Origin of the sequence: Micromonospora sp. BL4 (assembly GCF_003667505.1) — a bacterium.
Lineage (GTDB): Bacteria > Actinomycetota > Actinomycetes > Mycobacteriales > Micromonosporaceae > Micromonospora.
In genome coordinates this window covers 14113-31224 of record NZ_RCVJ01000163.1, presented here as the reverse complement: position 1 = coordinate 31224, position 17112 = coordinate 14113, and the positions used below count along the sequence as shown (strand labels likewise).

General features: G+C 74.3%; 19 protein-coding genes. 8 read left to right on the top strand and 11 right to left on the bottom strand.

Annotated elements, in window-relative coordinates:
* Positions 1-8 precede the first annotated feature (8 nt).
* Positions 9-1247 (bottom strand): MFS transporter, encoded by a 1239-nt coding sequence (locus EAD89_RS21785; RefSeq protein ID WP_121677044.1) that lies wholly within the window; start codon positions 1245-1247, stop codon positions 9-11.
* A gap of 65 nt (positions 1248-1312) precedes the next feature.
* On the opposite strand from EAD89_RS21785, the gene EAD89_RS21780 reads away from it, so the two are divergent.
* The 4 genes from EAD89_RS21780 to EAD89_RS21765 all read left to right on the top strand — a co-directional run bounded on the left by EAD89_RS21780 (position 1313) and on the right by EAD89_RS21765 (position 3524).
* Positions 1313-1810 carry a MarR family winged helix-turn-helix transcriptional regulator gene (locus tag EAD89_RS21780; RefSeq protein ID WP_121677016.1) on the top strand — a complete coding sequence of 166 codons (498 nt, stop codon included), beginning with the start codon at positions 1313-1315 and terminating at the stop codon, positions 1808-1810.
* 81 nt (positions 1811-1891) lie between these two features.
* Positions 1892-2407 (top strand): DUF2087 domain-containing protein, encoded by a 516-nt coding sequence (locus EAD89_RS21775; protein ID WP_121677043.1) that lies wholly within the window; start codon positions 1892-1894, stop codon positions 2405-2407.
* Between the two features lie 94 nt (positions 2408-2501).
* Positions 2502-2996 carry a GNAT family N-acetyltransferase gene (locus EAD89_RS21770; RefSeq protein ID WP_233578912.1) on the top strand — a complete coding sequence of 165 codons (495 nt, stop codon included), beginning with the start codon at positions 2502-2504 and terminating at the stop codon, positions 2994-2996.
* 102 nt (positions 2997-3098) lie between these two features.
* Entirely contained in the window at positions 3099-3524 is a 426-nt protein-coding gene (locus tag EAD89_RS21765; RefSeq protein ID WP_121677015.1) for an Hsp20/alpha crystallin family protein, read from the top strand.
* Here the strand turns inward: EAD89_RS21765 and EAD89_RS21760 are convergent.
* Entirely contained in the window at positions 3514-4587 is a 1074-nt protein-coding gene (locus EAD89_RS21760; RefSeq protein ID WP_121652901.1) for a YafY family protein, read from the bottom strand. The genes EAD89_RS21765 and EAD89_RS21760 overlap by 11 nt on opposite strands.
* A gap of 102 nt (positions 4588-4689) precedes the next feature.
* Here EAD89_RS21760 and EAD89_RS21755 point away from each other — a divergent pair, with 102 nt between their 5' ends.
* Positions 4690-5688: a tyrosine-type recombinase/integrase gene (locus EAD89_RS21755; RefSeq protein ID WP_121677014.1), complete on the top strand. Its 999-nt coding sequence runs from the start codon at positions 4690-4692 to the stop codon at positions 5686-5688.
* Between the two features lie 29 nt (positions 5689-5717).
* Complete coding sequence (locus tag EAD89_RS21750) at positions 5718-6563, top strand: LLM class flavin-dependent oxidoreductase (RefSeq protein WP_121677041.1); 846 nt, start codon at positions 5718-5720, stop codon at positions 6561-6563.
* A gap of 22 nt (positions 6564-6585) precedes the next feature.
* On the opposite strand, the gene EAD89_RS21745 is transcribed toward EAD89_RS21750, so the two are convergent.
* The 3 genes from EAD89_RS21745 to EAD89_RS21735 form a co-directional block, all read right to left on the bottom strand.
* Positions 6586-6957, bottom strand: coding sequence for a VOC family protein (locus EAD89_RS21745; RefSeq protein ID WP_121677013.1), 372 nt, complete (start codon positions 6955-6957; stop codon positions 6586-6588).
* A gap of 62 nt (positions 6958-7019) precedes the next feature.
* Positions 7020-8192: a PQQ-binding-like beta-propeller repeat protein gene (locus EAD89_RS21740; protein ID WP_121677012.1), complete on the bottom strand. Its 1173-nt coding sequence runs from the start codon at positions 8190-8192 to the stop codon at positions 7020-7022.
* A gap of 31 nt (positions 8193-8223) precedes the next feature.
* Complete coding sequence (locus EAD89_RS21735; RefSeq protein ID WP_121677011.1) at positions 8224-9927, bottom strand: acyl-CoA dehydrogenase family protein; 1704 nt, start codon at positions 9925-9927, stop codon at positions 8224-8226.
* Positions 9928-10075: 148 nt separating this feature from the next.
* On the opposite strand from EAD89_RS21735, the gene EAD89_RS21730 reads away from it, so the two are divergent.
* Positions 10076-10534 carry a hypothetical protein gene (locus EAD89_RS21730; RefSeq protein ID WP_121652896.1) on the top strand — a complete coding sequence of 153 codons (459 nt, stop codon included), beginning with the start codon at positions 10076-10078 and terminating at the stop codon, positions 10532-10534.
* A gap of 52 nt (positions 10535-10586) precedes the next feature.
* On the top strand, positions 10587-11723 hold the full coding sequence (locus EAD89_RS21725) for a low temperature requirement protein A (protein WP_158609769.1): 1137 nt from the start codon (positions 10587-10589) through the stop codon (positions 11721-11723).
* Positions 11724-11733: 10 nt separating this feature from the next.
* Here the strand turns inward: EAD89_RS21725 and EAD89_RS21720 are convergent, their stop codons facing one another.
* From EAD89_RS21720 to EAD89_RS21695, 6 genes are all read right to left on the bottom strand, one after another.
* On the bottom strand, positions 11734-12342 hold the full coding sequence (locus tag EAD89_RS21720) for a thymidine kinase (RefSeq protein WP_231931215.1): 609 nt from the start codon (positions 12340-12342) through the stop codon (positions 11734-11736).
* Positions 12343-12503: 161 nt separating this feature from the next.
* The gene (locus EAD89_RS21715) at positions 12504-13895 is read right to left on the bottom strand and encodes an MFS transporter (protein WP_121677010.1); all 1392 of its coding nucleotides are present in this window, start codon (positions 13893-13895) and stop codon (positions 12504-12506) included.
* A gap of 16 nt (positions 13896-13911) precedes the next feature.
* Positions 13912-14679 (bottom strand): glycerophosphodiester phosphodiesterase, encoded by a 768-nt coding sequence (locus tag EAD89_RS21710; protein WP_121677009.1) that lies wholly within the window; start codon positions 14677-14679, stop codon positions 13912-13914.
* Positions 14680-14830: 151 nt separating this feature from the next.
* On the bottom strand, positions 14831-15406 hold the full coding sequence (locus EAD89_RS21705) for a hypothetical protein (RefSeq protein ID WP_147458853.1): 576 nt from the start codon (positions 15404-15406) through the stop codon (positions 14831-14833).
* A gap of 60 nt (positions 15407-15466) precedes the next feature.
* Positions 15467-16426, bottom strand: a complete 960-nt coding sequence (locus EAD89_RS21700; RefSeq protein WP_121677007.1) for an SDR family NAD(P)-dependent oxidoreductase — start codon at positions 16424-16426, stop codon at positions 15467-15469.
* 60 nt (positions 16427-16486) lie between these two features.
* Positions 16487-17062: a TetR/AcrR family transcriptional regulator gene (locus tag EAD89_RS21695; RefSeq protein ID WP_121677006.1), complete on the bottom strand. Its 576-nt coding sequence runs from the start codon at positions 17060-17062 to the stop codon at positions 16487-16489.
* Positions 17063-17112 lie beyond the last annotated feature (50 nt).

Here is a 17112-nt window from a genome sequence, read left to right as displayed (position 1 = left end):
GGACCCGCTCACCGCGCGTCGGCGGTGGCGGGTTCGACCGGGCTCGGTGGCGTGGTCGCCGGCCAGGTGAGCCGGCGTACGCCGGGGACCAGCGCGGTGCCGGCGCAGGCGGCCAGGACCAGCAGGCCGGCGACGGCCAGCGGTACGGGTGCCCCGAAGGCGTCCGCGGCCAGTGGCGCCAGGGCGTAACCCAGCGGCACGGCGCCCAGCGAGACCAGCCAGTCGTACGAGGTGACCCGGGCCAGGACCTCGGGCGGGAACTGGTGCTGCACGACGGTCTCCCAGACCGGGTTGAGGTAGCCGAGGGCGGTCAGCGCGACGCCGTAGGCGACGATCACCGCCGGGGCGGGCGCGGCGACGGCGAGCAGCAGCAGTGGTGCGGCGTAGCTGGCCAGCCCGAGGTTGGCCAGCAGGACCGGCCGGTGGAGCCGGACCCGCCCGGCCAGCAACGAGCCGGTGAGCATGCCGATCGCGCCGGCCTGCAACAGCACGACCCAGGTGGCCTCACCGCCGAGGCGGTCGATGGCGATGGCCGGGCCGAGGGTCATCAGCACGGCGGCGGCGCCGTTCCAGACGCCGTGCCCGATCAGGCTGGTCCAGAACCAGTCGCGGGCGCGCACCTCGCCGAAGCCGTGTCGCAGGTCGGCCATGACGGAGCGGCGGGGCACCGGCACGTGCCGGACCCGGACGAGCGCGAGCAGCGTGGCGCTGAGCGCGAACGACGCGCTGTCGATGATGAACGCCCAGCCCGGGCCGGCGGCCCAGATCAGTGCCCCGGCCAGCGCCGGCCCGGCGAGCCGGCTGGTGTTGGCGGTGATCCCCATCAGGGCGTTGGCCCGCTGCCGGTCGGCCGGTGCGACGGTGCCGGCGACCAGCGGGGAGGCGGTCGGCATGGCGAACGCCGAGGCGGTGCCGCCGAGCGCCGAGGCCACCACGATGGTGGCCAGCGACGGTTCGCCGCCGAGCAGCTCCACGCCGACCGCGAGCTGGGTCGCGCAGCGGACCAGGTCGGCCGCCAGGGCGACCCGGCGGGCGTCGAACCGGTCGGCGACCACGCCGCCGAGTGGCAGCAGGAGCAGCCGGGGAACCATCGCCGCCGCGAGGACGACAGCGAGCGCGCCGGTCGAACCGGTGGCCCGCAGGACGGCCAGGGCCAGCGCGGCGGGGACCACGGCGTCGCCGACCCCGGAGACGGTCCGGCCCAGGAACAACAGCCGGAAGGAGCGGGTGCGCAGAGGAGTGGTCACCAGCACACGGTACTTCGACGCCGAATATTTCGTCAACGAATAGTTCGGGGCGATAAGCTCTGGCGATGAACCCCCACGACTCGGTCGACCGGCACGTCGAGCGCTGGCTGCCCGTCCTGCCCGACCTCGACGTCGACGTCGAAGGGGCGGTGACCAGGATGGGTGTCCTCATCCGGCACCTGCGCACCGTGAAGGAGCGGGTGCTGGTGGATTTCGACCTGCCGGCACACGAGTACGACACGCTGCACGCGCTCGCCGGCCGGCAGGGGCGTGCCGCGCCCTCGGAACTGGCCGCGGATCTGGCGATGGCGCCCGCGTCGATCACCGCGCGGGTCGACAGTCTGGTCGAGCGGGGCTTCGTGCGCCGCACTCCGTCCACCGTGGACCGGCGACGGGTCGACGTGGAGCTCACCGATGCCGGCCGTGCCGCATGGCACGGGGCGATGGACGTCCGGGGCGCCGAGGAGCACCGGCTGCTCGGCGCGCTCACCCCGGCGGAGCGCCGGCTGCTCTCCGATCTGCTGCGCCGGGTGCTGCTCGTGGCCGAGCAGCCGGCCGACTGAGCCCGCGCGGCGCGGCGGGGAGCGGGCCGTACCGGGAAATCACCTGGCGGTCGGCGTACCGTCGATGGGAGGGTGACCGGCATGACAGCGGACGCTCTGGCCGGGGCCCTGGCCGACGACGGACGCCGGCGGGTCTTCGCGGCCATCGTGCTGGGCGCGGCCAGCGCGGCCCAGATCGCCGAGCGGGCCGCCCTGCCGGCGCGGACGGTGCTCACCGGCATCCGCCGGCTCATCGACGCGGGCCTGGTGACCGGTTCCGACGGCACGCTCGTGGCCGACGAGGTGTCGCTGCGGGCGGCCGCTCGCGAGCGCCGCCCGGCCGACGACGGCGAGCCGGCCGGTGACCCGGTGCTACGGACATTCCTGCGCTCCGGTGTGCTGGTCGGCCTGCCGGCGCAACGCGGTCGGCGACGGGTGCTGCTGGCGCACATCGCGGAACGGTCGTTCGAGCCGGGGATCCGCTACCCCGAGCGGGCCGTGGACGAGGCGCTCAAACCGTGGTGCGCCGCCGGCGGGTCGGACCACGTCACGTTGCGCCGCTACCTGATCGACGAGCAGTTGCTCACCCGCGAACACGGCATCTACGAGCGTCTCTGATCGCCCTGCTGCCGGGCCGCCGGTGGCGTGTCCCCGGGCCGCCGGCGGCCCGGACGGCGGAAAATCCGTTGACCGCGCTCCGGACAATCAACGGGTGACCAGCACACTCCGATCCACCTGGGTGACCACCGCCGTCCATCCCGACCAGCCCGACGCGGCGCTGCTGCTGCGCGAGTACATGACGGAGATGGTGGTCCGCTACCACCGCCGCCCGGCCCGTCCGGGAGAGGTCGACGCGGCGCTGGCCGAGATGCCCAGCGACGACTTGGCGCACCCGACCGGTGTGCTGCTGCTCGCCCACCACGGCGCGGACCTGGCCGGCTGCGCCGGGCTGCGCTGGTGGCCGGACTGGGCCGAGATGACCCGGGTGTTCATCCGCCCCGCACATCGCGGCGCCGGCGGGGGCGCGGCGCTGCTGGCCGCCCTGGAGCAGCGGGCACGGGCGGCCGGAGTGGACCGGATCCGCCTGGACACCCGCAACGACCTGGTCGAGGCCCGCGCCCTGTACGCCCGGCACGGCTACGTCGAGATCCCCGCGTATTCGCAGGGCCCGTACGCCGAACACTGGTTCGAGAACCGGCTGTGCTGAGGACTTGACGGCCGCCGTCAGGTGCGCTAAATACAAAGAGGAACTTGAGTCACCCCGACTCAAGTCATCACCTTCGGCCAGGAGAACCGAGGAGGCACGACGATGTTGATGCGTACCGACCCGTTCCGCGAGATCGACCGGCTCGCCGAGCAGTTCTTCGGTACGGCGGCCCGTCCCGCGATGATGCACCTGGACGCCTACCGCGACGGGGACCACTTCTACGCCGCGTTCGACCTGCCCGGCGTCGACCCGGACTCCATCGACTGCACCGTCGAGCGCAACGTGCTCACCGTGCGGGCCGACCGTCGCCGGCCGACCGGCGACGGTGTCGAACTGGTCGCCGCCGAACGCCCCATGGGCACCTTCACCCGGCGGCTGTTCCTGGGCGACACCCTGGACACCGACAAGCTCGAGGCGGGCTACGACAACGGGGTGCTGACGCTGCGCATCCCGGTCGCCGAGCGCGCCAAGCCCCGCCGGGTGACCATCAGCGCCAACGGCGACGGACGCCGGCAGATCAACGCCTGACCGATGCGGGGGGCGGGCCAACCGTCGTACCCGGCCCGCCCCGAGCATCACCGGCCGTCCCGTCCACCGCGGGGTCTTCCCCGGTGGTGGCCGGTGGGTAGAGCGCGGCGAGCGCGTGGGCGGTGCCCGCGAGAAGCTCCCGCAACTCGGCCGGTGCGAGCACCTCCACCTGCGCGCCGAGCTTGAGCATCTCGACGTGACCGTGCCGGATCGACTCGATCGGCACGGTGGTGACCAGCCAGCCGTCCGCGTCCGGCGCACCAGCGGCGTCTTGCGCCGCCCGACTCATCGCCGGCGGAAAGAGGTGCACCGTGCGCGCCAGCGCCGCCACGGTCATCCGCACCCGCGCCTCCGCGCGGTAGACGCCACTCTCGTAGCGCTCGGTGTGCTCCTGCCAGCTGGCCGCCAGGTCGAACCCGGCCGGTCGGTCGGCGGGCTCGTCCAGCACGGTCAGGTCCAGAATGGCGCCCACCCGGTAGGTGCGCACCTGCCCGGCCGCCGCGGCGACCAGGTACCACCGGCCGGCCTTGAGCACCACGCCGAGCGGGTCGAGGGTGCGGGTCACGTCCCGGGGTTGCTGCCACCGCCGGTAGCGCACCCGGATCCGGCGGTCCTCCCACACCGCGCCGGCCAGGGCGGCCAGGTGCGGTGTGGGCTCGGGCTCGCGGAACCAGCTCGGCGCGTCCAGGTGGAACCGCTGCCGGATCCGCCCGCCCCGGTCGGCTAGGTCGCCCGGCAGCGCGGCGCGCAACTTCAGCTCCGCGGTGGCCAGCACCGACCCCAGGCCCAGCTCGGCGGCCGGGCCCGGCACACCGGCCAGGAACAGCGCCTCGGCCTCGCCGGCGGTCAGCCCCGTCAGCCGTGTGCGGTAGCCGTCGAGCAGCCGGTACCCGCCGGCCGGGCCGCGCTCGGCGTACACCGGCACCCCGGCGGCGCCCAACGACTCCACGTCCCGGTACACCGTCCGGACCGACACCTCCAGGGCCTCGGACAGCTCCACGGCGGTCATCCGCCCCCGCGTCTGCAGGAGCAGCAGCAGGGAGACCAGCCGACTGGCACGCACCGCCCGACGGTAGCCGGCACGCCGTGGCCCGACACCGGCCGGGTCCGGCGGTCCCGGCGCGCCTGCGCGGCGAACCCACCCGGAGCTGAGAGTGTTTTTCACATGGTGTCCTCCGACGCTCCGGTGCTCGCCCGCCCGACGGCCCGACCGGCCCTGCCCGGCGGGCCGGTCGACGTCACCGAGGCGTGGCTGCGCAACCGCCGGTTGTCCGAGCACACCCGCGACGCCTACCGGCGCGACGTCGCCGGCTGGCTCACCTGGTGCGCCGACCGCGACCTGGACCCGCTGCGGGCCAACTTCCTGCACGTCAACGAGTACGCCCGCGCCCTGGAGTCCACCCTCGGCGCGCGCAGCGGCCGGCCGCTGACCCCGGCGACCGTGGCGCGCCGGCTCTCCGCGCTGTCCAGCTGGTACGACTTCCTCGTCAAACTCGGCGCGGTGCCGGCCAACCCGGTCGCCGGAGCCGACCGGCCACGCGTCGACCGGGACCACTCCGCCACCGTCGGTCTCACCCCGGAGGAGGTGGACGCGCTGCTCAGCGCCGCCGACGCGGACAGCGGCCCGACGGCCGCCCGGAACCGGGCCGCGATCGCGCTCCTGGCCGACCTGGGCCTGCGCGTCGGCGAGCTGATCTCACTGGATCTCACCGACCTGGGCAGCGAACGCGGGCACCGCAGCGTGCGGTTCGTCGGCAAGGGCGGCAAGCAACGCCGCCGCGCCCTCACCCCCGGCACGGGGTACGCGGTGGACGCCTACCTGGCCCAGCGGGCCGCCGCCACCGGGGTGCCGGTGCCGCAGCTGACCGGCCCGCTGCTGGTCACCGCCAGCGGCGCCCGACTGGACCGGCACTCGGTGTTCCGGATGGTCCGCCGGCTGGCCCGGGCCGCCGGTATCCCGGCCTGGGCGAAGCTCTCGCCGCACTCGCTGCGGCACGCCTTCGCCACCACCGCCCGCTCGGAGGGCGTCCCGCTGGAGGACGTGCAGGACGCGATGGGGCACGCCGACCCGCGTACCACCCGACGCTACGACCGCGACCGGCACAACCTCGACCGCGACCCGGCGTACGTGGTGTGGGCGGCCCGGTCCCGCCGCCGCGGCTGAGCGTCGTACCTCCGCCCTACGGTCGGTGGATGAGACACGGTCTGGAGCTGCCCTGCGGCGGCGCGTCCGTCCCGGTGTCCACGCTGGTCGAGCTGGGTGAGCTCGCCGAGCACGCCGGGTGGGACGGGGTGTTCCTGGAGGATTATCTGATCCACTACTCCGGGAACGACCCGTCCACCTACGACCCGTGGCTGGTGCTCACGGCGATCGCCGGCCGCACCGGTCGGGTGCGGCTGGGCACCACGGTCACGGCGCTGCCCCGACGCCGCCCGGCGAAGCTGGCCCGTGAGGTGCTCACCCTCGACCACCTCAGCGCGGGGCGGGCCACCGTCGCGGTCGGCGTGGGCGACCCGGGCGATCGGGGCCTGGCCGCGTTCGGCGAGCCGACCGAGGTGGCCGTCCGGGCCAGCATGCTCGACGAGGGTCTCGACCTGCTGACCGGGCTGCTCACCGGCGAGCCGGTCCGCCACCGGGGCGCCCACTACCGCGCCGACGGGGTGGCGCTGCGACCGCCGCCGGTGCAGTCGCCCCGGGTGCCGGTCTGGGTCGGCGGCAGCATGCAGGCCGGGGCGGTGCGGCGGCGGGCGGCCCGCGCCGACGGCATCGTGCCCTACAAGCTCACCGACACCGACGGGTGGTCCGACCTCACCCCTGAGGAGGTACGCGAGCTGGTGAGCGCCCTGCCACCCACCCGCGCCGACGGCCAGCCGTTCGACGTGGCGATCGGCGGCCGGCGGCGCCGACCGGACGAGCGCGCCGAGCGGGCCTACCTGGGCGCGCTCGCCGAGGCCGGCGCCACCTGGTGGCTGGAGTACGTGCCGGTCGGCGACCCGCCGACGATGCGGGCCGCCGTCGCCCGTGGCCCGCTGCGCTGACCGCCGCGCGGCCCGTGGAGCCTCAGCCCTGCGGGCGGGGGCAGATGCAGAAGGGCTGCCCGATCGGATCGATGAGCACCACCCACCGGTCACCGCCGGGCTGGAACTTCGGCTTCGACGCGCCAGCCTCGACGAACTCCTTCTCCGCCGCGGCCAGGTCGTCCACGTAGAGGTCGAGGTGGTAGCGCTTGCCCCCGGCCGGGTCGGGCCAGGTCGGCGGCCGGTAACCCTCGACCAGCCCGAAGCCGATCGAGACGCCGCCGCCATTGATCATGGCGTACTCGGCTTGGCTGTGGGTGATCTCCCAGCCCAGGGCCCGGTGGTAGAACGCGGCGTGCCCGGCCGGGTCGGAGCTGTCCAGGTTGACCATGGCGAGGTCGGCGGTTGTCGTCATGCGGGCAGTCTGCCCCGGGTACCTGCCAACCGCTGTCAGGTACGGCGGCGTTTTCCGCCCGGTCAGAGCGAGTCGATCGCCCAGACCGTGACCCGGTCGGCATCGCCACGGCAGACCAGCCCGGCACCGGCGCGCCGGCAGCCCCGCACCCCGGCCGGGAGCACTCCGCGCACCCGAGGCCCGTCCCGGCCCACCGTCGCGACCAGGACGCGTCGGCCGTCCGCCGCCACACCGAGCAGCACCAGCGGCTCGGAGCCGGCCCGCGCGCCCGCGACGGTGCGCCACCGCCTGCCGTCCGGCCACGTCCAGCCGACCGCACCGGATGCGGCGTCGCGCGCCCACCGGCCACGCCCGTCCCGCCCGCAGACCAGGTCCTGGCAGGCCTGCAGGGTCACCTCGCCGGGCTGGACCGGCACCTGCCAACGCCACGCCAACCCGGGCAGGTCGTACCCGGTCAGCGCCGCGCCGGTGCCGGTCGGGTGGCGCAGCACCAGGTGCGTGCCGATGACCTGCGGGTTGTCGGGGCCGTAGTCGGCCGGCGGCAGTCGCCCCTGCCCGTGAACCGTGCCGTCGCGGGCGTCGAGCAGCCGGGTCAGCCCGTCGTCCTGCACCAGCAGCACCCGCCCGGGCGTGCCGGGCAGCACCTCCAGCACGGCGGTGGAGGGCACGGGCACCGACCAGCGGGAAACGCCGGTGGCCGGGTCGATGCCGAGCACCGTGCCCTCGACCCGCCGCCCCGGTCCGGAGGCGCTACGGACCTCGCTCACCGCCACCGTCGCTTCGCCGGCCGCGTACACCCGCTCGGGTCGCCGCCACAGCGGTTCGCCGGTGCGCACCGACCGGGCGGTGGTGGCCGTCGGCCGGCGAAGCTGGTCGCGTTCGACGACCAGCAGCAGGTCACCGGCGGCCTCGGCGGACCACCCGGTGGCCGGCGGCACGGTGACCCGCCACCGTGCCGGGCGGTGCGGCGTCGCGGCGTCGTAGGCGCTCAGCGTCGGCGCGCCGCCACCCGGGTCGACGACCAGCATCAGGGGGCCCGCGCTGAGCAGGGTCGCCCGGCCGGGCAGCACCGGCCCCGCCCGAGCCGACAGGTGTACAGGTGCCGCGGCCCCGCCGAGCAGCGCGCACGCCACCACCAGCAGGACCGAGCGCCACCGCCGCGACAGCGCCACCGGCGGTCCGCGGTCGTCCAGCGGCGCTCCCCGAGCGTCGTCCAGCTCGATCAGGGCCGGCACCGGTCCCCACCCACCCGCTCGCGCCGGCCGGTCAGCAGAGCAGGTCCAGGTGGTGGTGGGCGTCCTCGGCGATCTCCTCGTGTCGCAGCCAGCGCCGCGCCCACAACCGGGCCGCCAACTCCGCCTGCTCGTCGCCCCACGCGGCGTGCTCGACGAGCAGCGCGGTGGTCAGCGCGTACGCCAGGCGCAGCGCCAGGCCGCGGGCACCGGCGAGCACCGCCTCGGCGCCCGGGTCGGCGGTCACCGCGGTGATGGTGTCGCGGAGCTGCGCGGCGGCCGTGGCCAGGGTGTCCGCCAGCGCCGGCGACAGTGGCCGGGCCAGGTCGACCGCGACGGCGAGGCGACTGAGCAGTGGCGTACCGGCGTCCTCCCGGGTCAAGGCGCGCAGCACGTCCAGGGCGAGCACGTTGGTGGTGCCCTCCCAGATCGGCAGGACCTGCGCGTCACGCAGCAGCCGGGGCACGCCGGTGTCCTCCACGTAGCCGGCCCCGCCGAAGCTCTCCACGTACTCACTGGCGGATCCGACGGCGAGCCGGCCGGTGGCCAGCTTCGCCAGCGGCGCCACGATGCGCAGCTCCGCCGCAGCCTCCGGGTCGCCGCCGACCTCGACCCGGCCAAGCAGCGCGAACGCGTGCCCGGCCAGGGCGAACGCGCCCGCCGCGTCGACCGCGAGGGTGCCCAGGGTGGCCCGGTGCAGCGGCGAGGACGCCAACGCGCCGCCGGCGACGTGCCGCGCGTCGGCGTACGCCCGGGCGTACGCCAACCCGCGCCGCATCCCGCCCGCCGCCGCGGCGGCGTTGTGCACCCGGGTCACCACCACCAGGGTCATCGCCCGGACCAGGCCGGGCACCGTCGGGTCGCCCAACGGCACGGCGTACGCGTCGTGCAGGCCGATCTCGGCGGTGGGCAGCGCCCGGGTGCCGAGCTTGTCCTTGAGCCGGTGCACGGTGACGCCCGGCGCCGGCGCGTCCGCCGCGGCGCCGTCGGCCAGGGGCGAGTCGGCCGCGTACCGGGGAACCAGGAACGGGGCGAGCACACGGCTGCCACGGCCGGCGCCCTCCGGCCGGGCCAGCGCCACCGCCATCGCCGCGTCGGCCGCCGAACAGAACCACTTCTCCCCGGTCAACCGCCACGAACCGTCCGCGGCGGGCCGGCCCACGGTGCTGGAGCGCCCCAGGTCCGAGCCGCCCTGCGACTCGGTCATCCACTGCCCGCTGGTGATCGCCGTCCCCGGATCGGTGGAGATCAGTCGGGGCAGCCACGCGTCGCGGACCCCGGCGTCGACATCGGGCAGGCTGAGCAGCGCCGCCGCCCCGTCGGCCATCGCCACCGGGCAGGAGAACGTCGCCGACTCCGGACCGTACAGGTGCAGCAGGGCGTGCTGCACGACCCGCGCGGCGGCGCCCCAGGTGCCGCGGGCGTCCGGCAGGTAGGGCAGCGCGACCACGGCGTGCCGCGCGGCGGCGGCGCGCTGCGCCTGCCAACCGGCGGAGGTGCCGATCCGGTCGACGCGGGCGCCCCACGCGTCGTAGCGGACCAGCGTCGGCGGGTGCGCCTCGGCGTCGGCGTGCGCCGCGCGCAGCGGCCCGGTGACGTCGGCGGCCAGGTCGGCGAGGCGCCCTTTCGCGGCGGCGTGCCCGGCCGGGCCGAGGTGACGCTCCAGCCAGGACCGCAGCAGGGTGTCACCGGCGTACGGGTCGGCGGGTGGTGGTACCGGCTGTACGAAGCGGCTCATCGATCGGCTCCCGGGCACTGCGGTAGGGGTGTGCGACGACGGTAGACGATCCGTGGCCGCTCGGAACAGGGCACAACCATCCAGCGGTCGCACCCAGTTTCCGACTTGTCGTGGCCCACAGCGACGGCGTTCTCTACGGTCGGTAGTCGTGGGTGCCGGCCAGCCGTACAGCCGACCGGCCCGGCGGCACCGCCCGATGCGCACCGGGTTGGCCTTCGCCGGGATCGGCGTGGCGCTGTGCTGCGTCGGGGTGGCCGGGCTGGGCGCCTGGAACCTGCAGACCGTACGGCAGGCCGCCGGCCCGATCCGGGAGACCGCCGACGATTTCCTCAGCGAGGTGACCCTCGGCGACAGCGACGGGGCGTACGAGCGGCTCTGTGCGGACGCGCGTACCCGGTGGAGCCCGATCGGCTTCACCAGCTGGGTGCGTACGCCCCCGATGGTGACCGACTACGAGATCACCGACGTGTCGGTGGCGACCCGCGGTGGGCGGCCACACGGCACGGTGACGGTGAAGTTGACCCGCGACGGCGGGCTCAGCGAGGAACGTCGCCTGCCGGTGGTCCGCGAGGGCGGCGACTGGCGGGTCTGCGGTGACCCCTTCTGAGCCGCCGGTCGCGAGGCCGGTGCGCCCCTGGCTGCTACGCGAGCGTCGGGGGGTGGAGCCGACCACCTCGACGGAACTGTTCTTCGACCTGGTCTTCATCTTCACCATCACCCAGCTGGCGGAATACCTGATCGCACACGCGGACTGGCGGGGCGCCGCACGGACCGCGTTGCTGCTGGCGCTGGTCTGGTTCGTGTGGGTCTACACCGCCTGGGTGACCAACTGGCTGCACCCGGACCGGGCGCCGGTGCGGGCGCTGCTGATCGGGCTGATGCTGGGCAGCCTGCTGCTGTCGGCGGCGATCCCCGGCGCGTTCGCCGGTACCGGCCTGCTCTTCGCCCTGGTCTACGTGACGGTGCAGGTGGGCCGCAGCCTGTTCGCGCTGTGGGCGGTGCGGGGCCATCCGGTGCTGGTCGACGGGTTCCAGAAGACGCTGCCGTGGTTCGTCGGGACGTCAACGCTCCTGGTGCTCGGAGGACTGGGCGGCGGGGGTGTCCGGGAGGCGCTGTGGGCGACGGCGATCGTGCTCGACGTGGTCGGCCTGTCGACCGGATATCCGGTGCCCGGTCTGGGGCGCACGCGCCCCGAGCGGTGGGCGGTGGAGGGCGGGCACCTGGCCGAACGGTGCCAGGCGTTCATCCTGATCGCCCTGGGCGAGTCGATCCTGGTGACCGGGAGCACCCTGGCGCAGCAGCTGAGCATGGTGACCTCCGGGGCGTTCGTGCTGGCGTTCGCCGGGTCGGTGGCCTTGTGGTGGGTGTACTTCACCCGCTCGGCGCCGGCCGCCACGGAGGTCATCGCTCGCGCCGGTACGCGCACCGGTGGGTTGAGCCGGCTGGCGTTCAACTACCTGCACCCGGTGATGGTCGCCGGGATCATCGTCACCGCCGCGGGCGACGAGCGGCTGCTGCGCGAGCCCGGCGCCGACACGACCACGGTCACCGCGCTGTTCGTCCTGGGCGGCCCGGCGCTGTTCCTCGCCGGGCACGGCGCCTACAAGGCGGTGCTGTGGCGGGTCTGGCCGACCAGCCGGATCGCGGCGGTCGTGGTGCTGCTGGCGTTGGTGCCGGTCGGTGTCCTGCTGCCACTGCCCGTCGTGGCGTGCGCGGCGCTGGCAACGGCGGTGACCGTCGCGGTCATCGTGGCCGACCAGTTCCGGGTCCCGGCCGCCGCGCCGCTCCCGGCCTGACCGCCGCCGGTCAGTCGCGGGGGCCGAGGTCGCCGCTGCGATAGTGCCGCCGGCACAGCACCTGGTAGCGCACCTCGGCGGTGTCGACGGTGTCGCCGATGACGACCTGCGCGCCCTCGCGGACCACCCGGCCGTCGACCACCCGGGCGTTGAGCAGTCCTTCCCGGCCGCACCAGCAGAGCACCTCGACCTGGATGCGGGCCACCTCGTCGGCCAGCTCGAACAGCCGCTGGGTGGCGGGGAACAGGCAGGACCGGAAGTCGGTGGCGAGGCCGAAGGCGAACACGTCCACGTCGTAGCTGTCGACCAGCTCGGCCATCTGCTCGACGTGCTCGACGGTGTAGAAGCACGCCTCGTCGCAGATCAGGTAGTCGACGCGTTCCCCCTCGGCCCACCGGCCCCGGACCAGGGCCCGCAGGTCCAGGTCGTCGGTGACCTCGATCGCCTCGTGCGCCAGCCCGATGCGGGTGGTGACCTGTGGGCCCAACGACCGGTCGATGCGGGTGGTGACCAGTCCCCGGCGGCCCTGGCGGGCGTGGTTGTAGTTCATCTGCAGGGCCATGGTGGACTTGCCGCAGTCCATCGGTCCCCAGAAGAACTTCAACGCCGCGGCGTGCACCGGACGCCCGTCGAGCCCGCGCGCCGCCGCGCACCCGGCCGGAGCGTGCGGCTGGCCGGGGAACGGGTGGGCCAGGCAGGTCGGGGCGGCAGCGGCGTCGTCGGTCACGGTCGGGCAGCCTATCTGATCGACCAGGGCCGATCCGCCGGGCGCGGTCGAGGTCAGAGCACCCGGGGCGGGGTGTTTCCGGCGGCGACGATGGCCCGGCGGATCGGCACGGCCAGAAGGAGCAGGAACCCGACCACGAAGAAGATCAGCAGGGAGACCAGGCCCACCCGGTAGGAGGCGGTGAGTTGGAACACCAGGCCGAAGGCGAGGGGGCCGAGCCAGCTGGTGCCCTTGTCGCTGATCTCGTAGAAGCCGTAGTACTCGCCCTCCTTGCCGGCCGGGATGAGCTGGCTGAACAGCGACCGGCTCAACGCCTGGCTGCCGCCGAGGACCAGGCCGATGGCCGCGCCGAGGACCATGAACGGCACGGGCGCCTCGGCGGGCAGCCGGAACGCGCCGATGATCACACCGGTCCAGAGCACCAGGCTGAGCAGCACCGTCTTCCAGGCGCCGATGCGCCGGGCCAGCGCGCCGAGGCTCAGCGCGCCACCGAAGGCGAGGAACTGCACCAGCAGGATGGTGACGATCAGGGTGCTCTGCTCCAGCCGCAGCTCCTCGGTGCCGTACTGGCTGGCGAGGGTGATGACGGTCTGGATGCCGTCGTTGTAGACCAGGAACGCGAGCAGGAAGAACAGCGTCAGCGGGTACGCCTTGACCTCACGCAGGGTGCGGCCGAGCTGCCGGAACCCGTCGGTGAGCACGTTGCCGCCCCGGGCCAGCGCCGCCGCGGTGGGTCGTTCGCGCAGCCAGCGCAGCGGCACCAGGGTGAACGCCGCCCACCACACCCCGGCGGACACGATCGACCAGCGGGCCAGGTCCAGGGTGCGCTGCGGGTTGTCGTCCTGACTGAACAGCGTGACCGCGACCAGGTTGAACGCCAGCAGCAGGCCGCCGCCGAGGTAGCCCAGCGCCCAGCCGCGGCTGGAGATGCCGTCGCGTTCGTCCGGGCCGCCGAGCTGCGGCAGGAACGAGTTGTACACGACGATGGCCGCGCCGAAGGAGATGTTGGCGACCAGGAACAGCGCTCCGCCGAGCAGGTAACGGTCGCCGGTGACGAAGGCCATCGCCATGGTCGCGCCCGCGCCGGTGAACGCCGCGCCGCCGAGCAGCCGCTTCTTGTGCGCCGACCGGTCGGCGATCGCCCCGATGACCGGCAGCACGAACACGGTGAGGAACACCGACAGCGAGATCAGGTACGGGTAGTACGAGCCGGCGGCGACCCGGATGCCCAGCGGGTGCACGTAGCCGTCGCAGCTGTCCGCGCCCAGTTCGCAGCCGGCGGCCAGCTCGGCGACGGTGGTGAGGAACGGGCCCAGGAACACCGTGATGACGGTGGTCTGGAAGGCGGAGTTGGCCCAGTCGTAGATGTACCAGCCGCTGCGCTCGCGGCGGGTGCTCGCCGGGGGCGGGGTGTCATCCACCGTGGGGGTCACGGTCTCGGCCATCGGGGTCCTTCGCCGGTCAGGCGGCCCAGTGGCCGCGGCTGCGGTAGACGTCGCGCAGCACGCCGACGTGATCGGTCATGATGCCATCCACGCCACGATCCAGTAACTCGTGCATCTGGGCCGGTTCGTCGATCGTCCAGACGTGCACCTGCAGGCCGAGCCGGTGGCAGTAGTCGAGGAACCGGCGGTCCACCACCGGCACCCGCCCGTAGCGCGGCGGCACCTGCGCGGCGACCACCGACGGGGGCAGCCGCAGCGGGCGGCCGTGCAGCGAGGCCAGCCGCAGCCGGGCCACCCCGCGCATGCCGAGGCTGGTGGCGACCCGCCCGTCCGTGAGCGCGCGCAGCCGGGTCAGCCGGGCGTCGCTGAACGAGGCGAGCAGCACCCGGTCTGCGGCGCCGACGCGGGCCACGGTGGCGACCGTCGGCTCGACGCCGCCGTCGGCCTTCACGTCGATGTTGAACCGCACCTGCGGCCACGCGCCCAGCACCTCGTCGAGCCGGGGTACGACGGCGGCCCCGCCGACGCGTACCGAGGCGAGGTCGGCCCAGCGCAGGTCGGCGATGCGCCCCGGTTCGCCGGTGACCCGCGCCAGCGTCGGGTCGTGGAAGATCACCGCCACCCCGTCGGCGGTGGCGTGCACGTCGGTCTCCACGTACCGGTAGCCCAGCCCGATGGCGCGGGCGAACGCCTCGGTGGTGTTCTCGTCGCCCTCGGCGGCGCCGCCGCGGTGGGCGAACGCCAGCGGCCCGGGCGCGTCCAGGTAGCCGAATCGGGTCAGCACGCGACGCAGTATGCCTGCCGCCGGTGGAGCGTGGGTGGCCTGCCGGCGACATTCGTCGACCAGCGGACGCCCCCCAACCTCTCCTCCTGCCGACCGCGCCGGTGATGCTCAGCTCGGCGCTCGGCCCGGTGGCCGTCCCGTGCGGGGCGGATCAGCTCCAGTCGGTCTGGTAGCCGTCGTGGCGCAGCAGGTCCAGCAGTTCGGCGTCGCTGGGCGGGTGCACGCGGGTGAGCGCGGCGATCAGCTCGTCGACCTCGACCGCGTCCGGCCCCTGCACCTCGATTGCCCGTACCCTTCCCCCGTCGGTGCGGTAGAGGGCAGTGGACGGGTCGCTGTTGTCGGTCTGGTGGGTCACGACCAGCGTGCCCCGGCCGCCGAGGTCGGTGCAGGTGCGCAGCCGGGGCGTAGCGCAGTCGACGCCGTCGGGCAGCCCGGTCGCCGGTTGCGGCACGCGAAGCCGCCAGAGCACGGGCACGGCCCGGCCGTCGGCGGTGCGCAGCGGATAGGCGATGTCGAGGCCGCCGCGTTCGAGCCAGCCGACGGTGCCGGCCCGGGGCACGCCGTCGGGGATCAGCAGCTGCTCCTGGGGCCACGGCGACGATCGGGTCAGATCGGCGAGGTCCCGCTGGTCCCTGGCGTGGTGGTACGCGGTCCGTAGCCCGGCGTAGCCGATCCCGCCGACGACGAGCAGTACCAACGCCACGAGGACGAGACGACGACGCGACATGTGATCACTGTGCCAGTCGCCCGCACGGGTCTGTGTGCCCGGGCGGCACCGCCGACCCGGTCAGCGCCGCAGGAGCCGGATCGTCTCGTCCCAGAGGAGTTCGGCGTTCTTGTCGTCGAGGGCGTACGGGAGCACGCCGCTCATGCCGTCGGCCGGCTCGGCGATGACCAGGGCCTCGTTGCCGTCCTCGAAGTAGCGGCCGGTCACGCCGTCGACCTCGGGGGAGGCGGCCAGCAGGACCGAGGTGGCCGCGCCCTGCTGCGGGGTCTTCCAGCCCGGCGGCACTTCCAGGCGGTTGCCCTGCCCGTCCACCGCGCCGACGTAGCGCAGCTGCGCGTCGTCGAGGTGTCGTTGCAGGTTGGTCATGATGCCGCCGGGGTGCAGGGCGTTGGCCGTGATGCCGTCGGTGGCCCATTTCCTGGCCAGGGCGACGGCGAACAGGATGGTCGCGGTCTTCGACTGGCCGTACGCCGACCAGGCCTCGTAGGGCCGGCCGGTGAAGTGGATGTCCTCGAACACGACCGGGGACTGCTGGTGGGCCGAGGAGCTGACGACGACGATCCGGGCGCCCTGCGCGGCGGCGAGCGCGTCGTGCAGGCCCAGGGTCAGCGCGGCGTGACCGAGGTGGTTGATGGCGAACTGGGCCTCCCAGCCCTCGGTGGTCCTGGTCAGCTCCGGCAGGGCCATGACGCCGGCGTTGTTGACCAGGATGTGCAGGGGGCCCGTCCAGGTGTTGACGAAGGCGTCGATGGAGGCGCGGTCGGCCAGGTCGAGCCGGGCGACCCTGACCGCGCCGCGCGCCCCGCCCGCCGTGATGTCGGCGGCGACGCGCTCGCCGGCGGCGGTGTCGCGGACGGCCAGCGTCACCTCGGCGCCGGCGGTGGCCAGCGCCCGGACGGTCTCCAGGCCGATGCCGGACGCGCCGCCGGTGACCACGGCCCGCCGGCCGCTGAGGTCGACGCCGGAGATCACTTCAGCGGCGGTCGACCGGGCGGAGTAAGGGGTGATGATTCGTGACATTTCGGAACTCCTTGGACGCAGAGATGCAGCGTGCGGCTGCGGTGGGGTAGGCGGTGGGGGTCAGACCGCGGCGCGGCAGATCAGCCGCAGGGCCCGGCGGATCCGGTCGCGGAACTCGTCCCTGGTGGCCGAGGTCGATTTCCAGGTCAACGCGGCGGAGAAGAGAAGGTCCATCACGTCGTCCGCCGTCCGGTCACCGTCGAGCAGGCCCGGCGGGGCGAGAGCGTCGACGTGGGCGCGCAGTGCCGCCCGGGCCCGCTCCTGGTAGTCGTGGAACATCGAGCCCAACTGGGGCCCGCTGTTCTCGAGCAGCTCGTTGAGGTCGCGGGCCACCTGGGTGTCGATGTACGGGCCCATCAGCGCATCCAGCCCCGCCACGATCCGCTCGTCGAAGCTCAGCGCCTGGTCGCCGAAGCGCGCCTGCATGGCCTGCTGGGCGCGTTCCATGACGCCCTGCATCGTGGCGCGGTACAGCTGCTCCTTGTTGGGGAACATCAGGTACAGGCCGGGCCGGGAGATGCCGGCCGCCTTGGCGACCGCCTCCATCGACGTCTTCTGGAACCCGTAGCGCCCGAACACCCCGACGGCCGCCGCGAGGACGGCGGCGCGCTTCGGGTCTTCGGGCTCCATCTCCATGCTGCTCACGTTAGACAGCTTAGACAGATTTCCGAAAGTTGTCTAACCCG